Raw genomic sequence first — 19,669 nt, forward strand, 5'->3', positions numbered from 1 at the left:
ACCCACACCGGCTTGCCGCTTTCAGAGGCCGCGGTGACCGCAGCCCGCGCCTCGTCGGCGGCTGCTGCGAGGTCGGCCCCGCCCATATCGCCGCCCTGCGCGACAAGCTCACGCGGGCCGGCCACCAGATTTCGGGAGTCTCATGATGCCAAAGCCGTCAAAGCGCATTACCGGCATCGTGCCTTCGGGCAAGGATGGCTGGGAAGTCCACTTCGCCGCCTGGACCCGCAAGCAGGCCGGCGAAGACATCATCGTGCTGTCGGTCGGCGACCACGACTTCGACACGCCGTCGGAGACCATCGAGGCCTGCGTGACCGCCGTGCGCGGCAGCAACCATCACTACACGCCGCTTCCCGGCCTGCCGCGCCTGCGCAAGGCGATGGCGGCGGCCTCGACCGCTTGCAGCGGCATCCTGACGGAAGCCGACGAGGTCATCGCCACGGCCGGTGGCCAGGGCGCGCTCTATGCCGCCGTGCAGGGCGTGCTCGACCCGGGCGACCACGCCATCGTCGTCGCGCCCTATTACGCCACCTATCCCAACACCTTCAGCGCCGCCGGGGCCAGCTTCACCGTGGTCGAGACGCCCGCCGAGGATGGGTTTCAGCCCCGCGCGGACATGATCCGCGCCGCGCTCAGGCCCAACACCCGCGCCATCCTGATCAACACGCCGAACAACCCGACGGGTGCCGTCTATTCGCGCGAACGACTCGAGCAATTGGCCGAAATCTGCAACGAGCACGACCTCTGGCTGCTGTCGGACGAGGTCTACTGGACGCTTGGCGGCGGCGAGCACATCTCGCCGCGTTCGCTACCCGGCATGGCCGAGCGCACGCTGGTCATCAACTCCATGTCGAAAAGCCACGGCATGACCGGTTGGCGCATGGGCTGGCTGACCGGGCCGAAAGCGATGATCGCGCTGATGATCGATCTCAATCTGGTCACGACCTACGGTCTGCCGGCCTTCATCTCGATCGCCTGCGCCGAGGCGCTGGAGAACCATTATGGCGTGAAGGACATCGCCGAGCGCTATGCCGCGCGACGCGCCGTCTTCCTCGACGCCCTGCGCGGCGCCAATGAAGTCACCGTGCGCGGCTCCGAAGGCGGCATGTACATCATGCTCGATGTCACTGCCGTCGAGCCCGACGACGAGAAATTCGCCTGGGCGCTGCTCGACAAGGAAAAGGTCGGCGTCATGCCCGGCTCGAGCTTCGGCGAGGCTGCCGCCGGGCACATCCGCATCAGCCTCTGCCAGCCCGAACCCATCCTCAAGGAAGCAGCGCTTCGCGTGCGCCGCTTCGCTTCCAACTATCGCCGCGAGGCCGCATGACCAAGACGATACCCATCAAAGCCCGCGCGGTGATCATCGGCGGCGGCGTCTCCGGCTGCTCGGTCGCCTATCACCTGGCCAAGCTCGGCTGGACCGACATCGTGCTGCTCGAGCGCAAGCAGCTCACCTCTGGCACGACCTGGCATGCGGCCGGCCTGATCGGCCAGTTGCGCGCCTCGCAGAACATGACACGGCTGGCGAAATATTCGGCCGACCTCTACGTCAGGCTCGAAGCCGAGACCGATGTCGGCACCGGCATGCGCCAGGTCGGCTCGATCACCGTCGCGCTGACCGAGGAGCGCAAGCACGAGATCTACCGGCAGGCCTCGCTGGCCCGCGCCTTCGATGTCGACGTGCGCGAGATTTCGCCGAGCGAAGTCAAGGAGATGTATCCGCATCTCAACGTCTCCGACGTGGTCGGCGCGGTGCATCTGCCACTCGACGGCCAGTGCGACCCGGCCAACATCGCCATGGCGCTGGCCAAGGGCGCTCGCCAGCGCGGCGCGACAATCATCGAGAACGTCAAGGTCACCAAGGTTCACACCAGGAACGGCCGCGTTTCCGGCGTCTCCTGGGCGCAGGGCGAGGAACAGGGCACGATCGAGACCGACATCGTCGTCAACTGCGCCGGCATGTGGGCGCGCGAGCTTGGGCGGCAGAACGGCGTCACCATCCCGCTGCATGCCTGCGAGCATTTCTATCTCGTCACCGAGCCGATCCCCCGCCTGTCCCGCCTGCCGGTGCTGCGCGTGCCGGACGAGTGTGCCTATTACAAGGAAGACGCCGGCAAGATGATGCTCGGCGCCTTCGAGCCGGTGGCGAAACCATGGGGCATGGACGGCATCCGCGAGGATTTCTGCTTCGACCAGTTGCCCGAGGACATGGATCATTTCGAGCCGATCCTGGAAATGGGCGTCAACCGCATGCCAATGCTGGGCACCGCCGGCATCCACACCTTCTTCAACGGCCCCGAGAGTTTCACGCCGGACGACCGCTACTATCTCGGCGAAGCGCCGGAGCTTGCAGGCTACTGGATGGCGACCGGCTACAATTCGATAGGCATCGTTTCCTCCGGCGGCGCCGGCATGGCGCTGGCGCAGTGGATCAATGATGGCGAGGCGCCTTTCGACCTCTGGGAGGTCGACATCCGCCGCGCCCAGCCGTTCCAGAAGAACCGCCGCTACCTCAAGGAGCGCGTGTCGGAAACGCTCGGCCTGCTCTATGCCGACCATTTCCCCTATCGCCAGATGGCGACCTCGCGCGGCGTGCGCCGCTCGCCCTTGCACGAGCATCTCAAGGCGCGCGGCGCCGTCTTCGGCGAAGTCGCCGGTTGGGAGCGCGCCAACTGGTTTGCCCGTGACGGCCAGGAGCGCGAATACCGCTATTCCTGGAAGCGGCAGAACTGGTTCGACAACCAGCGCGAGGAGCATCTGGCCGTGCGCAACGGCGTCGGCCTGTTCGACATGACCTCCTTCGGCAAGATCCGTGTCGAAGGCCGCGACGCATGTGCCTTCCTGCAGCGGCTCTGCGCCAATGACATGAACGTGGCGCCGGGCAAGATCGTCTACACGCAGATGCTCAACGCCAAGGGCGGCATCGAAAGCGACCTCACCGTGACCCGGCTTTCGGAAACGGCCTATTTCCTGGTCGTGCCGGGCGCCACGCTGCAGCGAGACCTTGCCTGGCTGCGCAAGCATGTCGCCGACGAGTTCGTCGTCATCACCGATGTCACCGCCGCCGAGGCAGTGATCTGCCTGATGGGGCCGGACTCGCGAAAACTGATCCAGAAGGTCAGCCCGAACGATTTCTCCAACGAGGCCAATCCGTTCGGCACCTGCCAGGAGATCGAGATCGGCATGGGCCTCGCCCGGGCGCATCGCGTCACCTATGTCGGCGAGCTTGGCTGGGAGCTCTATGTCTCGACCGAGCAGGCCGCCCATGTCTTCGAGGCGATCGCAGACGCCGGCGCCGGTGTTGGCCTGAAGCTTTGCGGCCTGCATACGCTGGATTCCTGCCGCATCGAAAAGGCCTTTCGCCATTTCGGCCACGACATCACCGACGAGGACAATGTACTGGAGGCTGGCCTCGGCTTCGCGGTGAAGACGAGCAAAGCCGGCTTCATCGGCCGCGACGCTGTGCTCAGGAAGAAGGAAGCCGGCCTGTCACGCCGGCTGGTTCAGTTCCGCCTGAAGGACCCGCAGCCCCTGCTCTTCCACAACGAGGCGATCCTGCGCGACGGCCGGATTGTCGGCCCGATCACCTCAGGCAATTACGGCCACCATCTCGGCGGCGCGATCGGCCTGGGCTATGTGCCCTGCCAGGGCGAAAGCGAGGCGGAAGTGCTGGGTTCGTCCTATGAGGTCGAGATCGCCGGCGAGCGCTTCGCGGCCGAAGCGTCGCTGAAGCCGATGTATGACCCGAAGGCGGAACGGGTAAGGATGTAGCCTTCTTCTGTCCGCTTCGGACAGGATTGCCCGCAGGCGTGACCGTGGGGACCGTTCTTACTTGTCCGGCATGTTGAAGGATCGCGAGCACCATGACGAATACCGACGATCACGATTTCGTCGGCAGAAGGCTCGTAGTAGATCAGATAGGCCTCACGACGATCCGGCGCATCGGGCTTTCGTCTGTAGCGACACCGCTTAGGGGATGTTCAAGCAACAAATTGATGACCGCATGGAGCCTGGCTTGGATCCGCTTCGCTCCCTTGGGTGATTGCAAGGCGATATTGCCGAGAACCTCATCCAACTCGGCTAACGCCGCCAGCGTATAACGAAGCTTCACAGGCCGTGCTTCGCCCAAACAGCACGGACTGCCTCGTCGGTTGCAAATTCACCACGCAGCCTGCGCCCGGGACATTGCGAGCGAGGCTTTTTCCTCTCGGCTCAGTTGATGAACAGGTTCGTCCCCTTCATCACCCGCGAGGCGCAAGAGGACGCGCGCATACTCGTCTTGCAATTCAGGAGGCAAGGTGCGGACACGTTGGACAGCATGTTCGAAGAGCTTGGTCATGTCTTTAATATGCACTTCATTTCCGCATAAAAAAGGCAAACCCGTTCGGCGCGATCCCGCAGGGAAGCTGAAGTCCCCTAAAACCGCTCCAGCGTCCTTCGAACTTTGACCAAAAAAACCTCCCTGCTCTTCGGTGTCGAGGAATCCATCAGATAGTGCGCCAGGAAGAAAGTCTTGCAGCGCGTGGCGCAGATCGCGCGCATGCCGCGCAGGATGGTCTTGCGGCCCGGTTGGCCGACGACCACGCTCCACCAGGTCGGCGCGCCGCAGGTGGTGATGACGCCGACCTTGGTGACATGCGTCATCAGCGACTTGATGCGGCCCTTCCCGGCCGGCAACTGGAAGGCGATATCGGTGGCCCACACCCGGTCGAACCAGCCCTTCAGCATCGCCGGCAGGCCGTACCACCAAGTCGGATAGATGAACAGGATCGCCTGCGCCCATTTCAAATGCTCGAAATGCGGCTTGAGCGCCGGATCGTCCGGCGCCCGGTCATTGTAGAAGCGCCGCTCCTCGCGGCTCATCACCGGGTCGAAATTCTCGGCATAGAGGTCGAGCAGCCGCACGTCCCAGCCTCGCCCCCTCAGCACCTCGACGGCGGCATCGCGGATCGCCGCGCAATAGCTCTCCGGCACTGGATGGCAATAGACCACCAGCACGCGCATCAGAAGGCGTCCATCGTCGTCGCGACCCTCGTCATGAAGGCGTTGCGCGTCTCGTCGGTCGAAAGGTTCATCGAGTAGTGCGCAAGATAGGAGACGGGAGCGCCGGGCTTGATGGTCGCCCGCAGCATGCGCTTCACGATCTTGCGCGGCGGATCGCCCATCAGCATGGCGCGAAAGCGGCTGCCGCCATAGGTGGTGACGGCTGCCATCTTGCGGATGTTGTGCAGCGTCGGCTGCACCTTGCCATCGACCAGCTCGAACGACACGCCGGGCAGGAAAACGCGGTCGAAAAACCCTTTCAGGATTGCCGGATAGCCGTAATTCCAGACCGGAAACGACAGCACCAACGCGTCGGCATTCTTCAGCCTTTCAACGTAGCCGGCGACCGCGTCGTTCGGCCCGCGCTGATCGTGGTAGCCGAGCCGCTCGGCGCGCGTCAGCCGCGGATCGAAATCTTCCGCATAGAGATCGCAATCGTCAATTGAATGGCCTGCCGCCACGAGCCGCTCCACAATCGTCCGGTGCAGGCCGGCATTGAAGCTGGTCTCCACCGGATGCGCGAAGAGCACGAGGACTTTCATCACCCCGCCTTTTGCAAGCCCTTGAACAGGAACGTCCGGCCGGAGCGATAGTCGTAGTCCGGATTTTCCCAGGCGATCATCTTGCCGGGATTGAGCAGCCCTTGCGGATCGGTCTCGCGTTTGAAGGCGAGCTGAATCTCGTCGGTCTGCTTCATGCCGCCCTCTTCCAGCGTGTAGCGATGCGGGTTGAAGATCGGACAGCCGTTCTCCTCGTGCAGCCGGATGATCTCGTTGAGCCGCCCCTCGGTGGTGAACTTGACCAGCGGCAGGCCGAAGCAGGTGATGTTGCCGTCCAGCCGCACGAATTCCAGATGCGAGAACACCTCGTCCGGGAACATCGCATCCATCTTTTCGACCAGCGCCAGTTGGTTGGGAAATGGATAAAGCGACTGCAGGTAGGTGATCGACGGATCGACACGCAGCGCCCTCAGCGTCGTGTGGTTCCAGGCAAGCTCATAAGCCGGCGGCAGGCCCTTCCTGTCCTCGTCCGTCGCGGTTGCCGCGTTGAAGATGACCTCGCCGCCGGCGCGCCGGGTGAAGGCGAGGAAGGCGTCGAGCCCGTGCCGCGCGACCATGACGACGCAGATGCTTTGCCCTTCGCGCAGGAACTTCTGGTGGCGCTTGAAATAGAGCTGCGGCACGGGTGCCGCGATCGGCGTGATCAGCTTGGTCAGGATGCCGTCCTGGCAGGCCAGCGCATTGCCGTAGCGGGCGGCCCCCATGAGACTGTCGAAGCCGACGATGACGTCGACCCAGTCATAGGCGGCGGTCAGCGGCATCTCGACCTCGGTGATGATGCCGTTGGTGCCATAGGCATGCGTGACCTTGTGCAGGTCCTCGCCGGTGAGCTCGAGCGCCTTCGGTTCGGCTTCCATGGTCACGACGCGCAGCCGCAGCACATTGCCGAAATCGCGCAGGCCGCCGAAATTGATCGAGCCGACGCCGCCCGATCCGCCGGCGATGAAGCCGCCGATCGAGGCGGTGTTGTAGGTCGATGGCGAGAGCCTCAGCTCCTGTCCGGAATGCGCCCGCGTCGCCTTGTCGATCTCGGCCAGCACCGCGCCGGGTCCGGTCACCACGCGCCCCGGTGCGATCGTCTTGATCCCGTTCATCTCGGCGAGGTTCAGCACCACGCCGCCCGACAGCGGCATCGCCTGCCCGTAATTGCCGGTGCCGCTGCCGCGCGGCGTCACCGGGACACCGTGCTTATGGCATGCGGCAAGCACGCGGGTGACCTCGTCCTCGTTCTTCGGCGTGACGATCAGGTCACCCTTGATGTGGTCGAGCTGCGCCTTCAGGACCGGGCTGTACCAGTAGAAGTCGCGGCTTTTCTGCTGGACGATGGCCGGATGGTCGTCGACCTTGATCCCGTCGAGATCGCGCTTCAGCGCTGCGATATCCATCATTCCACCATCAATTCGTCGAGTTCGGCATAATCGGGCAGCTGGCGTTCGATCGCCCTGCCCTCGCGCACCACGATGCGATCCGATTCGGGCCGCGACAGCAATTCCGTCCAACTGCGGCCCTTGAAGACGATGAAGTCGGCGCGGCCGCCCGCGGCCAGCGTGCCGGCGCCGTCGAGCCGCATCACCTCGGCCGGTGTCGCCGCAACTGCCTTCGGCCAGTCGCCGACCGGGTGGTCGAAATGCAGGATGCGCGTCGCCATGCGATAGACCTCCAGCATGTCGAGATCGCCATAAGCGTAGAACGGATCGCGCGTGTTGTCGGAGGCGACCGCCACCTTGATGCCGCGCGCCTTCATCTCATGCAGCAGCGTCACGCCGCGCCAGCGCGGCGTGGTGTTGTCGCCGCGCCGGTCCTGCAGATAGAGATTGCACATCGGCAGCGACACCACGGCGAGACGCGCCTTCGCCACCTTGTCCAACGTGTCGAGAACCTCGAGGTCGGGCTGGCGCGCCAGCGAGCAGCAATGGCCGACCAGGATGTTGCCCTCGAAACCGTTCCACAGCGAAGCCTCGGCGATCTTCTTCAGCGAGATGGCTGCGACGTCGTCGGTCTCGTCGGCATGGAAATCGAGGTCGAGCCCATGTTTGATCGCCTGCGCGAACACCTTGTCGAGCAGTTCCTCGAGGTCGGGCACCATATAGGTGACGACGCCGAGCACGCCCTTGGCCGCCGCGACGCGTTTCGCCAGCCGCTCGAACCAGGCTTTGTCGCGCACGCCTTCGATGCCGAGCAGGCAGGCCGCCTGCAGATCGATCCTGCCGCGCCATCTCTCCCGCATCGCCTCGAACACCGGCCAGGAGATTTCCTCCTGCGGCGGCACGCTGTCGAGATGCGTGCGCACGGCCTTGGTGCCATGCGCATAGGCTGAGCGAAGCGAGAAATCCATGCGCCGCGCGACATCCTCGGCGCTCCAGCGCGCGGCGCGGTCGGCGCCGGTGGCGTTGAGCGCGCCCATGAAGGTGCCATCCGGATTGGGCTTTCGCGGCCAGATATGGCCCTTGTCGATATGGGTGTGGCAGTCGACGAAGCAGGGCAGCACGATCCGGCCGACAAGGTCGATCGCATCGGCCCGCGCCTTCGAGTTGGCATGGGCGACAATGCTCGCGATCTTGCCGTCGGCCACGGCCAATTCAGCCAGCGCGAAACCGTCCGCGTCGAAGGATGCCGCAAGGCCGGGCGTCAGCGACCGATGAACACGGGCATTGGCAAGCCGGTAGGAACCAGAGGCAGGTATCAATATCTGGTCCTCTTCGCGATTTTCCCTACCACCCTACCGCTCCTGCTTCAGCGCGCTCTCGTGCCAGCGGCGCAGGATGAGATGCGACACCAGCGACAGTACCAGGAAGATCAGTATACCGGTGAGCGAGATCAGGATCAGCGCCGCGAACAGGCGCGGCGCGTTGAGCCGGTAGCCGGCCTCGATGATGCGCGAGGCAAGCCCCGACGATTGCCCCTGCGCGCCGGCGACGAATTCCGCCACCACCGCGCCGATCAGCGACAGGCCGCCGGCGATCTTCAGCCCGCCGAGGAAATACGGCATCGCGGCCGGCAGGCGCAGATAGCGCAATTGCTGCCAGCGCGTCGCCCCGTTGAGCTTGAACAGATCGCGCAGGTTTCGGTCGACCGAGTTCAGCCCGAGCGTGGTGTTGGACAGGATCGGGAAGAAGGCGACGATCCAGGCGCAGAGCAGCAGTTTGACGGTCTGGTTGTTCACATAGATGTTGATCAGCGGGAAGATGGCGACGATCGGCGTCACCTGCAGCACGATGGCAAAGGGGAAGAACGACATCTCCACCCATTTCGACTGCGCGAACAGAACCGACAGCCCGACGCCGCCGATGACGGCGAGCAACAGGCTGAGAAAGGTGATCCTGAGCGTCACCAACAGCGAGGAGAACAGCAGGCCCGCGTCGTTGTGCAGCGTCTGCAGCACCACGCCCGGGCGCGGCAGGATATATTGCGGAATCTCGTTCCAGACGCAGATGCGGTCCCACAGCACGATCGCCAGCACCATGATCGCCAGCGGCAGCACCCATTTGCCGATGCGCTCCAGACGCTCCTGGCGGGCGCGGCGCGCCTCCTCCGGATCGAGCTTCAGCGTGGTGTTGTCAATGACCGTCATGGCGGGATCCGGCGGTTGAGTTGATGGCGTCGACCAGCACGTCCGAGGCCTGCCGGCAAAGCGCGGCATAGTCGGGCGAGGTGCGGAACGCCTCGTCACGAGGGTACGGCGCGCTGATGGGGAGTTCGCCATGCACGCGACCCGGCCGCGCTGCCATGACGACGACACGGCTGGACAGGAACACGCTTTCGAAGACGCTGTGGGTGACGAAGACGACAGTGAAGCGTTGGTCCTGCCACAGCTCCAGAAGATCGTTGTTGAGCTTGAAGCGGGTGATCTCGTCCAGCGCGGCGAAGGGCTCGTCCATCAGAAGGATGCGCGGCTTGGTCACCATGGCCCGCGCGATCGAGACGCGCATCTTCATGCCGCCGGACAACTCGCGCGGCACGGCGTTCTCGAAGCCGGTGAGATGGACGCGCGCCAGCATCTCCGTCACGGCCGGCTCCGCCTTGGCGCGCGACACGCCCTTCAGCCTGAGCGGCAGCCAGACATTGTCGAAGACGCTGGCCCAGGGCAGCAGCGTCGGCTCCTGGAACACGAAGCCGGTGTTCGAGCGGTCGATCGAGCCGCGCCAGTCGAGCTGGCCGGAGGTCGGCGTCGACAGGCCGGCGATCAGCCTGAGCGCCGTCGACTTGCCGCAGCCGGAGGGGCCGAGCAGGCTCAGGAAGTCGCCTTCCCGGATCGCGAGATCCACCTTGCTCAGCGCCGTCACGCCGTTGGAAAAGACCTTGCCGACATTGCGCAACGCAAGCAGCATCGGGGCCTCTCCCGATGCCGCCGGCGTTTCAGCCACTTTGTCCTGGATCATCTCAGGCAGGCCGCCTTACTTCTTCAGCTCCAGCCCGACACCCTTGTTGATGAAGGCCAGCGTATAGGCCTTCTTGATGTCGATGCCCGGCTGCGCGACCTTGGCCTTGACCATCTTGTCGTAGAAGCTCTGGATGCGGGCATCGTTCATGGTGCCGATGCCGAGCTTTTCCGAGTCGCCCGAATCGACCACGCCGAACTTCTTCATCTGCTCGATCGAGAAGGCGATCTGTTCATCCGTCATGTCCGGATTGTCCTTCTTGATCATGTCGTTGGCGGCCTTGTTGTCGCCGTAGAGATATTTGTACCAGCCCTTGGCCGAGCCATCGACGAAGCACTGGACGACCTCCGGCCGCTTGTCGATCGTGTCCTGCATCACCTCGACGGTGGTCGAATAGGTATCCCAGCCATAGTCGGCGAGCAGGAACTGGTTCGGCGTGAAGCCGCCCTGCTTCTGCACCGCGAACGGCTCGGACGTCACATAACCCTGCTGGATCGACTTCTTGTTGGCGATGAAGGGCGCCGGGTTGAACGTGTAGGGCACGCGCTTGGCGGCGTCGAAGCCGAGATCGGTGACCATCCATTGGAAGAAGGTCTGCGCGCCTTCGTCACCCATGATGTACTGGTCGGCGTTCTTCAGGTCTTCCCACTTGTCCAGCCCCTCTCCCGGGTGGGACATGATGATCTGCGGATCCTTCTGGAAGTCGGACGCCACGACACGCATCGGAATGCCCTGCTGCACGGCGTCGAAAGCTGAAAGCAGATTGCCGCCCATGTAGAAATCGATCTTGCCGGCCAGAAGCATCGGCCGGCCGCTGACCTGCGGGCCGCCCTGCATGATGGTGACGTCGAGGCCGCAGGCGGCATAGGTGCCGTCGGCAACGGCCTGGTAGTAGCCGCCATGTTCCGGTTCGGCCAGCCAGTTGGTGCCGAATGTCACCTTCTCGTTTGCCGCGGCAGCGAACGTGCCCGCCGCCAGCAGGACGACGGCGCCCGCCAGCATCTTTCCTTGTCCGACCATAAACATCACCCTCTCTTGGCCCGGGCGCAACGCGCCGGACTCGACACCATGGAATCAAGAAGCAAGACACATGCCACCGCCTGGGCCGCCTGCTTGTGCGGCAGTCGTTGCCGAGACCGGACGGGTCATGCCATACGCGAGGCATCGTGCCTATTTTTTGGACGCCTGTCCATAATCGCCCCGGCGGCATGCACCGCATCTTGAATGATTCATGAATCCGCCACTAGGCTGTCGACGGACAGGAGAATGCCATGTTGAAATACCTCGCGCCCAAGACGATCAAGCCGCCTTTCGCCCGCTACAGCCACGGTGTCGAAATACCTGCCGGAAAGCGCCTGGTGCTGTGCTCGGGCCAGTTGGGCATTGGCCCCGACGATGCCGTGCCGGAAGATGCCGGCGCGCAGACGGAGCTTTGCTTCAAGAACATCGCCGCGATTCTCAGTGAAGCCGGGCTGACCTTGAACGATACCGTGCGCATCAACGCCTTCGTCACCGGCCGCGAACACCTGCAGGCCTATATGGACGTCCGCAACCGGCTCTTTTCCGATCCCGCGCCAGCCTCGACACTGATGATCGTTTCTGGCTTCGCCCGTCCCGAGTTCAAGGTCGAGGTCGAGGTGCTGGCGGCGGGCTGACGGTTGCCCGCAGCCGCCAAGCGCACTAGACCGCCCTCGCGGCGCAGCAGACCATAGGGAGAGTGAAGTGACGACAAGACGTGTATGGTGGGGCGACTACCGGACGACCGAATACGCCTCGATCGACGCCGAAGCGACCATCGCCGTGCTGCCGGTGGCGGCGATCGAGCAGCACGGCCCGCATCTGCCGGTCTCGACCGACACCTCGATCATGGTGGGTATGCTGGAGACGGTGATCGCGCGCCTGCCCGACGATCTCGATATCCGCATCCTGCCGGTGCAGGCTGTCGGCAAGTCGAACGAGCATTTGCACGCGCCGGGAACGCTCACCTTGCCGGCCACCACCTTGGTCGATGCCTGGACCGAGCTCGGCCTGTCGGTCGCGCGCGCCGGGGTCAGGAAACTGATCGTCGTCAATTCGCATGGCGGCAATGAAGAGATCATGGGCATCATCTCGCGCGAATTGCGCGTGCGCGCCAAGATGCTGTCGGTGAAGACGAGCTGGCAGCGCTTCGGCCGCCCGGCCGGCATGTACACCGAGCTGGAGGATCGTCACGGCATCCATGGCGGCGATGTCGAGACCTCGCTGATGCTGCACTTCCGGCCCGACCTCGTCGACATGAGCAAGGCCGACAATTTCGTCTCCAATGTCGGTCGCGCCGAAAAGGAGTTCGCCCTGCTGCGTCACACCGGCACGCACGCCTTCGCCTGGATCGCCAGCGACCTCAATCCAAACGGCGTGGTCGGCGATGCCTCGATCGCCACAGCCGAGAAGGGCCGCCTGACGGCGGAAATGCAGGCCGAAGGCTTTATCAATCTGGTCAGGGACGTGCGCAAGGCGAAGCTTGCGGAGTGGCTGCTTTAGGCCGATGGACTACGCTCTGATATCGAGCTCGAAGGGAACGCCTTCGAAGGCGTCGGCGCCGCGTCCGATCGCCTCGATCGCCGTAATCATGCGGCCATCGCGCTGAAGCAGCATATCGGCGACGGCGATCAGCCGTGGATTGGGCGTCGCCGTCGGCGAGAGAAAACGCAGCGTTTTGGCGAGTTCCATTTCGTCACGCTGCGGCGCCAGCGCCGCGGCGATGATGTAGGCCGACGCGGTCGAGCGGCTGACGCCGGCATAGCAATGCACCACCAGCGGCTTTGCCCGGTCCCAGCGATAGGCGAAATCGAGCAAGGCGCGGACATGCTCCTCGCCCGGCATGGTCATGCCTTCCTGCGCGACGGCGATGTCGTGCATGACCAGATGCAGATGGTTTTCCGCCGGGATCGAAGCCGGGCGGACCACTTCGGTGCCGGCCGCAAGCAGCGACAGCAAGCGCTGCGCACCGGTCCTTGTTACGGTCTCGTCGACTTTCGACAGCGAACAGACATGGATCATTGCCCGATCTCCTTCGGCGCATCCTCGCGCCGCGCAACCCAGCCGGCAAGAGCGCCTTCAAGGCGCTGCCATTCCGCCTCGCTGCCCGGCAAACCGATACGCAAGACCTGCGGCCTGTCGCCAAAATGGCGGACCAGCACGCCGCTCTCGCCGAGCGCCGAAAACAGGATTGAGGCCTCGGCAAACGACAAATAGCGGAACAGGCTGGTGCCGCCGGCGACCGGAACATCGTATCGGCCGAGCAGCGCGTCGAGCCGCAGGGCATCCTGTACCAGGCGTTGCCGCATATCGGCCTGCCACGCCGTGTCCGACAAGGCGCGGATGCCATACTCCAGCGCAGGGCCGGCCACCGCCCAGGGCCCCAGTTGCGCATCCAGCCGCTCGGCCGTCAAGCGATCGGCGAGCGCAAAGCCGAGCCTTACACCGGCAAGACCGAAGAACTTGCCGAACGAGCGCAGCACGACAACGCCGCCCGCCCCGACATCGCCGGCAAGGCTATGCTCGACCGGGCCGACATCCATGAAGGCTTCGTCGACGACCAGCAGCCCGCCTTTGGCGCGAAGCCGCGCGGCAAGGTCGAGCAGATGGGCCTTTTCGATCACCCGCCCGTCCGGATTGTTGGGGTTGACCAGCACCGCAAGGTCCGCCTCGGCCAGCGCCTCGAAATCACCGACTTCCGCAACCGCATGGCCCGCGATGGCGGCGGCCCGGGCGTGTTCGGCATAGGTCGGGCCGAGGACCAGCGCCTTACCGGGCCGCACCAGCGCGGCGACGCGCGGCAGGAGAATCTGCGTGCCGGGTGCCGCCGCCACATGCGCCGCCGACGGCGCGCCATAGGCCAAGGCCGCAATTTCGGCCAATTCAAGCAGTTGTCCTGCCTCCGGCAATCGGGACAGGGCGGTGGCGGGCAGGTCGAAAAGCGGATAGGAGTGCGGATTGATACCCGTCGAGAGGTCCACGAAAGGTTTTGGCGCATGAGGAAAAAGCGCGCTTGCGCGGCCAAGGCTGCCGCCATGATCAACCGCCGCAATTGCTCCGCTTAGAAGCTTCATGTCTGTCCTGATCGCTTTCCTGTCACTGGCCGTCGAACGCGCCCTCGGTTATCCGGACTGGCTGTTCAACGCCATCGGCCATCCGGTAACCTGGATCGGCAGGCTGATATCCTTTCTCGATCGCAGGCTCAACCACGCGACCGATTCCGACGAATTGCGTCGCCGACGCGGCGTCCAGGCCTTGCTCGTCATTCTGCTGGTGCCCGGGCTCATCGGCCTGGCGCTGCATGTCCTGCTGTGGACGATGTTCCCAACGGGTCTCGTCATCGCCGCCATCCTCGGTTCCACGCTGCTGTCGCAGAAGAGCCTCGCCGAGCATGTCGAGGAGGTCGCCGACGCGCTGGAGACCGGCGGCCTGACGCTCGGCCGCATCGCCGTCTCGCGCATTGTCGGCCGCGATCCCGAAAAGCTCGACAAGGCCGGGGTCGCGCGCGCCGCGATCGAAAGCCTGGCCGAGAATTTCTCCGACGGCATCGTCGCGCCCGCCTTCTGGACCGGCATCTGCGGCCTGGGCGGCGGTGCTGCCTACAAGGCCGCCAACACCGCCGATTCGATGATCGGCCACAAGACGCCGCAATACGAGGCCTTCGGCCGGGCCGCCGCCCGCTTCGACGACCTGGTCAACCTGCCCGCGTCGCGGCTGACCGGCCTGCTCATCGTGCTGGCGGCCTTTCTGGTCCCGGGCGCCGATCCGCGCGCCGCCTGGCAGGTCATGCGGCGCGACGCCAGGAAACACCGCTCGCCCAATGCCGGCTGGCCGGAGGCCGCGATGGCCGGCGCGCTCGGGCTGTCGCTTGCCGGACCGCGCAGCTATGGCGGCGAGGTCGTCGAGGACGCCTTCATGGGCGAAGGCGGCCGCCGTGAGGCCGAAAGCACCGACATCCGCCAGGCGCTGAAGCTCTACCGCATGGCGGACTGGCTGCTGCTCGGCCTGTTCGCGATCCTGTCGGCGATCGTGATCTACCTGACCATCCAGATCAGCGGTCAAGGCGCCAACGCGCTTTAGAACTCGATGCCCTGCTGGGCTTTCACGCCGGCCGAGAAATGGTGCTTGGTCAGCCCCATTTCGGTGACTAGGTCGGCCGCCTCGACGAGCAGAGGCTTGGCGTTGCGGCCGGTGACGATCACGTGCAGATCGCCCCGGCGCGCCTTCAGCGCCGCGACCACTTTTTCCAGGTCGAGATAGTCGTAGCGCAGGGCGATGTTGAGCTCGTCGAGCACCACGAGGCTGATCGACGGATCGGCCATCAGCTCAAGCGCCTTGGCCCAGGCGGCCTCGGCGGCGGCGATGTCGCGCTTCAGGTCCTGCGTCTCCCAGGTGAAGCCCTCGCCCATCGCGTGCCAGACGACGCGATCGCCGAAAGCAGCGAAGGCGTCCTTCTCGCCGGTATGCCATTTCCCCTTGATGAACTGGACGACGCCGACGCGCTTGCCGTAACCCAGCATCCTCAGCGCCAGGCCGAAGGCGGCGGTGGTCTTGCCCTTGCCCGGCCCGGTGTTGACGATCAGCAGTCCTTTCTCGATCGTCTTGCCGGCGACCTCGGCATCCTGCACCGCCTTGCGCTTGGCCATCTTGGCGCGATGGCGCTCGGCATCCTTATCTTCGATTTCGGTCATGTCATTTCACCTTGAGCGGCAGCCCCGCCACCATCATCAGCACATTGTCGGCTATCGCCGCGACCTGCTGGTTGAGCCGGCCGGCGGCGTCGCGGAACCGGCGCGCCAGCGCGTTGTCGGGCACGATGCCGAGCCCGACTTCGTTCGAGACCACGAACCATGGCCCGCGCGGCCGCGACAGCACATCCGCCAGCCGCCGGCATTCGGCCTCGACATCATGTTCGGCCAGCATGTGGTTGGTGAGCCACAATGTCAGGCAATCGATCAACACCGGCTGGTGATCCGGCAAGGCCTCGATGGCGCCAACCAGGTCGAGCGGCGCGTCGACGGTGACCCAGCCCTCACCGCGCCGCGACCGATGCAGCGCGATGCGCTCGCGCATCTCGTCGTCATAGGCCTGCGCCGTGGCGATGTAGGCCCAGGGCGACAGATGGGCTGTCGTCAGGTTTTCGGCATGCGAGCTCTTCCCCGAGCGCGCGCCGCCGAGGACGAAAGTCAGTTTCCGATTGGAAGCTGCGTTCGCGGCTGTCGCGCCGGTCATTTCCTGCCTTCACCTTTGGATGAATGTTGTCGTGGCCATCAGGCCGACGGCGCGACTTTAGGCAGAAGCCCTCCGGCCGGCAAACCAAATTCCGCCACCGCCCGGCGTGATTGCGGCACAGGCGCTACGAAGCGGCGATCCGCGCCGCGACGAGCTGCTGCAACCGCCACAGATGCGCGTCGTGGATGCCCCGCTGCTCGAGATTCTTCACCGTGTTATAGAGATAGTCGGCACCCGAGCCCCAATGGCCGCAGGAGGTCGCCAGCCTTTCGACAACCGCTTCCTCGCTTAACGGACCGGCATAGGTGGTCCCTTGGCGGTTGATGACGAAGGCCAGCGCCCGCAGCGGACCGCCATCGCTCGTCATGTTGAGCAGGCGCGGATGGTAGCTGGTCGGCTTGAGCGTGACCTCGCGCCGCAGGAGCTTGTCGAGTTGCTCGCGCCGGTCGCCATCGCCGAGCCGAAAGGCGACGCCCTTGCACTGCCCGCCGCGATCCAGCGCCATCATCAGGCCCGGACTTTCCTTGGTGCCGCGCCAGCGCGTCATCTTCATGCAGAAGGATCTGTGCCAGCCGCGCAGCAGCGCCACCCGCTCCTCGACATGCTCGATCTCTGGCTTCCAGATCAGCGAGCCATAGCCAAACAGCCAGAGCGGTTCGTTGGCGGGAAGCTGAGCCTCCAGCTTGCGCGTCATTGCGTCATAGTCGGCGTCATCCAGATGCGCGGCGTCAGGATCGGGTCCCGCATCATCGACCGCGCGAAAACAGCGGGCGACCAGTTCCTCGGTAAGCGACATGGTTCTTGGCAGCATGCGTTCGACCTTAAGGTCCTCGCGCGGCCGCCACAATGCGCGGAGCCGGCAATTGACAACAGCTTTGCCCGGGTGTCGGCTGTTGCCAGCCAGGGAGAAGCCGATGCAGCCCAATCCGAGCGAACGCGATCCTTACAACGGCCTGACCAGCCTCCAGCCGACCTTGCCGTCGGTCGCCTATTGGGACGTCGACGTCTATCGGCGCGACCTGGATGCCATCTGGTACCGAAGCTGGCTGATGGTCTGCCGCGAGGCCGACCTCGCGGAACCCCTCGCCTTCCGGACATTCCGCATCGGCTCGCAGGAGATCGTCGTGCTGCGCGACGAAACCGGCGCGCTGCGGGCCTTCCATAACACCTGCCGGCATCGCGGCTCGCAGCTTTGCCAGGAAAGCGCCGGGCGGCTGAAGGCCAGGCTGCTGACCTGTCCCTACCATGCATGGTCCTATTCGCTGCGCGGCGATCTCGTGCGCGTGCCGTCGAAATCGCTGCCCGAGGGCTTCGACAAGGCCGGTTACCCGCTCTACCGCGTGGCGCTTTCGGTCTGGCGCGGCTTCGTCTTCATCAACCTCGCCGAGGATCCGGTGGGCTCGGCGCAAACCTCTTTCGATCCCGCCTCCGGCGATCTTTCCAACTGGCCGCTGGAGACGCTCGTCACCGGCCATCGGCTCACCAAGGTGATGAACTGCAACTGGAAGATCTTCTGGGAGAATTTCAACGAATGCCTGCACTGCCCGGGCGTGCACAAGGATCTGTCGCGGCTGGTGCCGATCTATGGCCGCGGCCTGATGGCGAGGCATGACGATCCCGAATGGTCGCGCCACGCCGACAATGACGATCCGGAATTCTCAGGCCGACTGCGGGCCGGCGCCGAAACCTGGTCGCGGGACGGCCATGTCCACGGTCCGGTCTTTTCCGCCCTGACCCCCGCCGAACGCGCCGCCGGCCAGACCTACGCCACCTCGCTGCCCTCGATGTTCATCGTCGGCCACGTCGACTACATGCGCACCGTACGGCTCGCCCCGCTCGGTCCCGAGCAGACCGAACTCACCGCCGAATGGCTGTTCGCGCCGGATGCACTGGAGAAGACCGATATCGACAACATCGTCGCCTTCGGCACCCAGGTGCTCGAAGAAGACGCCGCGATCTGCGAGATCAACCAGAAGGGGCTCTGCTCGATGCGCCACGAGGCCGGCGTGCTGATGCCCGAGGAATACGACCTGCACCGTTTCCACGACTGGGTACGCGGCTGCCACACGGCGTTCCAGCAATCAAAATGACTTCGGCATTGAGCGCCAAATGAAAGAACCGCAGAAGCGGGCGTCGCTATGGCGAGGCGGTTTTGACGAACAAGGCTGCAGCTTGATCAGGATTTGGCAAGCAGCTAGGGCAGAATGTCGAATGTCTGAGGTGCTAGATGGTGCAGGTAAAGAAGGCGGAGGTGCGCGGGGCGATCCTCGAAGCCGCGACGCAGCTCTTCTTCGAAAACGGCTACGCCGGCACCTCGGCGAGCGAGATCGGCCAGCGCGCGGGCGTCGCGCCCTCGGCCATCTACAGATATTTCGATTCGAAGCTTGATCTCTTTTTTCAGGTCTACAGTCCCTGGCTGAAGGCCAGGCTTGACCAGCTTGAACGGGAGCTGAAATCGATCGACGGCCACAGGACAAAGGTGCAGCACATCGTCGCGACGATTTGGCGCGAGATCCCGAATGAACAGAACTTCTTTGCCAACAATCTGATGCAGGCCGTGTCGACGGCCATCCCCGCCGATCACTACAGCGGCAATCTGCTCGAATGGTGCGAGCAACATGTGGCGCGGATGCTGAAGGCGGCCGAACCAAAGCCGCTGCATGGCCTGGCGCACTACTCCAGCCTGGCGCATGTGCTCTTCATGTCGTTCAACGGCTTTGTCGTTGGCGCCTATCTCGGGGTGCGCGGCGAGAAGACCGTGCCGGCCATCGAGGCGATGACGGACCTGATCGTCGGTGCGTCGGCACCCGACCTGAAGCCGATCAAGGGTTGATCGCGGCCAGGCGTCAGAATTCCATCTCGTCGAGCGTGACGACCTGAGCGAGCATTGCCATCGCCGCGAACGAAGCCTGCGCGGCCGCGTTATTGGCCGAGCCGCAGCAGTCGCGCACCATGGTGACGGTATAACCAAGATCGGCGGCATGCCTGACGGTGTGCTCGACCGAATATTGCGTGGCCAGGCCTGCGACGGCGACGTGGGTGACGGCGCGCTCACGCAGGATATCCTCGAGGCCGGTGCCCTGGAAAGCATTGTTGCAGCTATGGATCAGCGTCACGTCGCCCGACGCCGGCTCGAAGCCCTGCATGGGCGCTGCGCCCCACGTGCCGCGCTTCAGCGCACCGAACTCGCCCGCCGCCCTGAACAGCGGGGCGTTCCGCAACAGATCCGAATAGTCCGGCTGGAAGGCGATGTGCACATGGGCCACCAGCCAACCCGCCTCGCGGGCGCGGGAGACAAGCGCCCGTGACCTGTCGAGGAACAGATCGGGGGCCGGTCCCGAGCGATCGACGGCGAAGGGAATCAACCCTTCCGGGTGACAGATGTCGTTCTGGAAGTGCAAGGCGATCAGCGCCTTCATAATCCCATCCTCTTCGTCG

General features: G+C 64.6%; 23 protein-coding genes. 8 read left to right on the forward strand and 15 right to left on the reverse strand.

The window, feature by feature from the left end:
• The 3 genes from LB572_RS02515 to LB572_RS02525 form a co-directional block, all read left to right on the forward strand.
• A partial coding sequence (locus tag LB572_RS02515; protein ID WP_224666850.1) for a homocysteine S-methyltransferase family protein occupies window positions 1-146 on the forward strand: 146 nt, incomplete at its 5' end.
• A complete protein-coding gene (locus LB572_RS02520) occupies window positions 146-1,327 on the forward strand; it encodes a pyridoxal phosphate-dependent aminotransferase (protein ID WP_140801675.1) in 1,182 nt (393 codons plus the stop codon). The genes LB572_RS02515 and LB572_RS02520, both read left to right, overlap by 1 nt.
• Entirely contained in the window at window positions 1,324-3,771 is a 2,448-nt protein-coding gene (locus tag LB572_RS02525) for a GcvT family protein (protein ID WP_224666590.1), read from the forward strand. The genes LB572_RS02520 and LB572_RS02525 overlap by 4 nt, the downstream gene beginning before the upstream one ends.
• A gap of 142 nt (window positions 3,772-3,913) precedes the next feature.
• Here the strand turns inward: LB572_RS02525 and LB572_RS02530 are convergent, their stop codons facing one another.
• The 9 genes from LB572_RS02530 to LB572_RS02570 all read right to left on the reverse strand — a co-directional run bounded on the left by LB572_RS02530 (window position 3,914) and on the right by LB572_RS02570 (window position 11,002).
• The gene (locus tag LB572_RS02530) at window positions 3,914-4,111 is read right to left on the reverse strand and encodes a type II toxin-antitoxin system RelE/ParE family toxin (RefSeq protein WP_224666591.1); all 198 of its coding nucleotides are present in this window, start codon (window positions 4,109-4,111) and stop codon (window positions 3,914-3,916) included.
• Window positions 4,112-4,159: 48 nt separating this feature from the next.
• The gene (locus LB572_RS02535) at window positions 4,160-4,339 is read right to left on the reverse strand and encodes a hypothetical protein (protein ID WP_318013975.1); all 180 of its coding nucleotides are present in this window, start codon (window positions 4,337-4,339) and stop codon (window positions 4,160-4,162) included.
• A 77-nt stretch (window positions 4,340-4,416) separates the two neighbouring features.
• Window positions 4,417-5,004, reverse strand: a complete 588-nt coding sequence (locus LB572_RS02540) for an NAD(P)H-dependent oxidoreductase (protein ID WP_224666592.1) — start codon at window positions 5,002-5,004, stop codon at window positions 4,417-4,419.
• Window positions 5,004-5,585: an NAD(P)H-dependent oxidoreductase gene (locus LB572_RS02545; RefSeq protein ID WP_224666593.1), complete on the reverse strand. Its 582-nt coding sequence runs from the start codon at window positions 5,583-5,585 to the stop codon at window positions 5,004-5,006. Before LB572_RS02545 ends, LB572_RS02540 begins: the two co-directional genes overlap by 1 nt.
• Window positions 5,585-6,988, reverse strand: a complete 1,404-nt coding sequence (locus tag LB572_RS02550) for an FAD-binding oxidoreductase (RefSeq protein WP_224666851.1) — start codon at window positions 6,986-6,988, stop codon at window positions 5,585-5,587. The genes LB572_RS02545 and LB572_RS02550 overlap by 1 nt, the downstream gene beginning before the upstream one ends.
• On the reverse strand, window positions 6,988-8,289 hold the full coding sequence (locus tag LB572_RS02555; protein ID WP_224666594.1) for a cytosine deaminase: 1,302 nt from the start codon (window positions 8,287-8,289) through the stop codon (window positions 6,988-6,990). Before LB572_RS02555 ends, LB572_RS02550 begins: the two co-directional genes overlap by 1 nt.
• 33 nt (window positions 8,290-8,322) lie before the next feature.
• Window positions 8,323-9,174, reverse strand: a complete 852-nt coding sequence (locus LB572_RS02560) for an ABC transporter permease (protein ID WP_140801681.1) — start codon at window positions 9,172-9,174, stop codon at window positions 8,323-8,325.
• On the reverse strand, window positions 9,161-9,982 hold the full coding sequence (locus tag LB572_RS02565) for an ABC transporter ATP-binding protein (RefSeq protein WP_224666595.1): 822 nt from the start codon (window positions 9,980-9,982) through the stop codon (window positions 9,161-9,163). The genes LB572_RS02560 and LB572_RS02565 overlap by 14 nt, the downstream gene beginning before the upstream one ends.
• Before the next feature lie 15 nt (window positions 9,983-9,997).
• Window positions 9,998-11,002, reverse strand: coding sequence for an ABC transporter substrate-binding protein (locus LB572_RS02570; protein ID WP_224666852.1), 1,005 nt, complete (start codon window positions 11,000-11,002; stop codon window positions 9,998-10,000).
• 251 nt (window positions 11,003-11,253) lie between these two features.
• Between LB572_RS02570 and LB572_RS02575 the strand changes: the two genes are divergently transcribed.
• Window positions 11,254-11,637 (forward strand): RidA family protein, encoded by a 384-nt coding sequence (locus LB572_RS02575; protein WP_140801683.1) that lies wholly within the window; start codon window positions 11,254-11,256, stop codon window positions 11,635-11,637.
• 67 nt (window positions 11,638-11,704) lie between these two features.
• Window positions 11,705-12,502, forward strand: a complete 798-nt coding sequence (locus tag LB572_RS02580) for a creatininase family protein (RefSeq protein WP_140801684.1) — start codon at window positions 11,705-11,707, stop codon at window positions 12,500-12,502.
• A 9-nt stretch (window positions 12,503-12,511) separates the two neighbouring features.
• On the opposite strand, the gene LB572_RS02585 is transcribed toward LB572_RS02580, so the two are convergent.
• On the reverse strand, window positions 12,512-13,021 hold the full coding sequence (locus LB572_RS02585; protein ID WP_140801685.1) for a tyrosine phosphatase family protein: 510 nt from the start codon (window positions 13,019-13,021) through the stop codon (window positions 12,512-12,514).
• Entirely contained in the window at window positions 13,018-14,073 is a 1,056-nt protein-coding gene (gene cobD, locus LB572_RS02590) for a threonine-phosphate decarboxylase CobD (protein WP_224666596.1), read from the reverse strand. Before cobD ends, LB572_RS02585 begins: the two co-directional genes overlap by 4 nt.
• Between cobD and cbiB the strand changes: the two genes are divergently transcribed.
• The gene (cbiB, locus tag LB572_RS02595; protein ID WP_224666597.1) at window positions 14,072-15,079 is read left to right on the forward strand and encodes an adenosylcobinamide-phosphate synthase CbiB; all 1,008 of its coding nucleotides are present in this window, start codon (window positions 14,072-14,074) and stop codon (window positions 15,077-15,079) included. The two genes, cobD and cbiB, sit on opposite strands and share 2 nt — an antisense overlap.
• Here cbiB and cobO read toward each other — a convergent pair.
• From cobO to LB572_RS02610, 3 genes are all read right to left on the reverse strand, one after another.
• A complete protein-coding gene (gene cobO / locus LB572_RS02600; RefSeq protein ID WP_140801688.1) occupies window positions 15,076-15,690 on the reverse strand; it encodes a cob(I)yrinic acid a,c-diamide adenosyltransferase in 615 nt (204 codons plus the stop codon). The two genes, cbiB and cobO, sit on opposite strands and share 4 nt — an antisense overlap.
• A 1-nt stretch (window position 15,691) precedes the next feature.
• Window positions 15,692-16,231 (reverse strand): bifunctional adenosylcobinamide kinase/adenosylcobinamide-phosphate guanylyltransferase, encoded by a 540-nt coding sequence (gene cobU, locus LB572_RS02605; protein ID WP_224666598.1) that lies wholly within the window; start codon window positions 16,229-16,231, stop codon window positions 15,692-15,694.
• Window positions 16,232-16,355: 124 nt separating this feature from the next.
• Complete coding sequence (locus LB572_RS02610; protein WP_140801690.1) at window positions 16,356-17,042, reverse strand: gamma-glutamylcyclotransferase; 687 nt, start codon at window positions 17,040-17,042, stop codon at window positions 16,356-16,358.
• A gap of 103 nt (window positions 17,043-17,145) precedes the next feature.
• Between LB572_RS02610 and LB572_RS02615 the strand changes: the two genes are divergently transcribed.
• On the forward strand, window positions 17,146-18,321 hold the full coding sequence (locus tag LB572_RS02615; protein WP_224666599.1) for an aromatic ring-hydroxylating oxygenase subunit alpha: 1,176 nt from the start codon (window positions 17,146-17,148) through the stop codon (window positions 18,319-18,321).
• 137 nt (window positions 18,322-18,458) lie between these two features.
• Window positions 18,459-19,064, forward strand: a complete 606-nt coding sequence (locus tag LB572_RS02620; protein ID WP_140801692.1) for a TetR/AcrR family transcriptional regulator — start codon at window positions 18,459-18,461, stop codon at window positions 19,062-19,064.
• A 13-nt stretch (window positions 19,065-19,077) separates the two neighbouring features.
• Here LB572_RS02620 and LB572_RS02625 read toward each other — a convergent pair whose 3' ends face one another.
• On the reverse strand, window positions 19,078-19,650 hold the full coding sequence (locus LB572_RS02625) for a cysteine hydrolase family protein (protein ID WP_140801693.1): 573 nt from the start codon (window positions 19,648-19,650) through the stop codon (window positions 19,078-19,080).
• Window positions 19,651-19,669: the final 19 nt, after the last annotated feature.

It is taken from the genome of Mesorhizobium sp. BH1-1-5 (assembly GCF_020165615.1).
GTDB lineage: Bacteria > Pseudomonadota > Alphaproteobacteria > Rhizobiales > Rhizobiaceae > Mesorhizobium.

What these genes read in the sequence shown, in the direction of transcription:
- LB572_RS02520 (WP_140801675.1), top strand. Translation starts at nt 146, where the DNA reads ATGCCAAAGCCGTCAAAGCGCATTACCGGCATCGTGCCTTCGGGCAAG.
- LB572_RS02525 (WP_224666590.1), top strand. Translation starts at nt 1,324, where the DNA reads ATGACCAAGACGATACCCATCAAAGCCCGCGCGGTGATCATCGGCGGC.
- LB572_RS02535 (WP_318013975.1), bottom strand. Translation starts at nt 4,339, where the DNA reads ATGACCAAGCTCTTCGAACATGCTGTCCAACGTGTCCGCACCTTGCCT.
- LB572_RS02540 (WP_224666592.1), bottom strand. Translation starts at nt 5,004, where the DNA reads ATGCGCGTGCTGGTGGTCTATTGCCATCCAGTGCCGGAGAGCTATTGC.
- LB572_RS02545 (WP_224666593.1), bottom strand. Translation starts at nt 5,585, where the DNA reads ATGAAAGTCCTCGTGCTCTTCGCGCATCCGGTGGAGACCAGCTTCAAT.
- LB572_RS02550 (WP_224666851.1), bottom strand. Translation starts at nt 6,988, where the DNA reads ATGGATATCGCAGCGCTGAAGCGCGATCTCGACGGGATCAAGGTCGAC.
- LB572_RS02560 (WP_140801681.1), bottom strand. Translation starts at nt 9,174, where the DNA reads ATGACGGTCATTGACAACACCACGCTGAAGCTCGATCCGGAGGAGGCG.
- LB572_RS02565 (WP_224666595.1), bottom strand. Translation starts at nt 9,982, where the DNA reads ATGATCCAGGACAAAGTGGCTGAAACGCCGGCGGCATCGGGAGAGGCC.
- LB572_RS02570 (WP_224666852.1), bottom strand. Translation starts at nt 11,002, where the DNA reads ATGGTCGGACAAGGAAAGATGCTGGCGGGCGCCGTCGTCCTGCTGGCG.
- LB572_RS02575 (WP_140801683.1), top strand. Translation starts at nt 11,254, where the DNA reads ATGTTGAAATACCTCGCGCCCAAGACGATCAAGCCGCCTTTCGCCCGC.
- LB572_RS02585 (WP_140801685.1), bottom strand. Translation starts at nt 13,021, where the DNA reads ATGATCCATGTCTGTTCGCTGTCGAAAGTCGACGAGACCGTAACAAGG.
- cbiB (WP_224666597.1), top strand. Translation starts at nt 14,072, where the DNA reads ATGTCTGTCCTGATCGCTTTCCTGTCACTGGCCGTCGAACGCGCCCTC.
- cobD (WP_224666596.1), bottom strand. Translation starts at nt 14,073, where the DNA reads ATGAAGCTTCTAAGCGGAGCAATTGCGGCGGTTGATCATGGCGGCAGC.
- cobO (WP_140801688.1), bottom strand. Translation starts at nt 15,690, where the DNA reads ATGACCGAAATCGAAGATAAGGATGCCGAGCGCCATCGCGCCAAGATG.
- cobU (WP_224666598.1), bottom strand. Translation starts at nt 16,231, where the DNA reads ATGACCGGCGCGACAGCCGCGAACGCAGCTTCCAATCGGAAACTGACT.
- LB572_RS02610 (WP_140801690.1), bottom strand. Translation starts at nt 17,042, where the DNA reads ATGCTGCCAAGAACCATGTCGCTTACCGAGGAACTGGTCGCCCGCTGT.
- LB572_RS02615 (WP_224666599.1), top strand. Translation starts at nt 17,146, where the DNA reads ATGCAGCCCAATCCGAGCGAACGCGATCCTTACAACGGCCTGACCAGC.
- LB572_RS02620 (WP_140801692.1), top strand. Translation starts at nt 18,459, where the DNA reads ATGGTGCAGGTAAAGAAGGCGGAGGTGCGCGGGGCGATCCTCGAAGCC.
- LB572_RS02625 (WP_140801693.1), bottom strand. Translation starts at nt 19,650, where the DNA reads ATGAAGGCGCTGATCGCCTTGCACTTCCAGAACGACATCTGTCACCCG.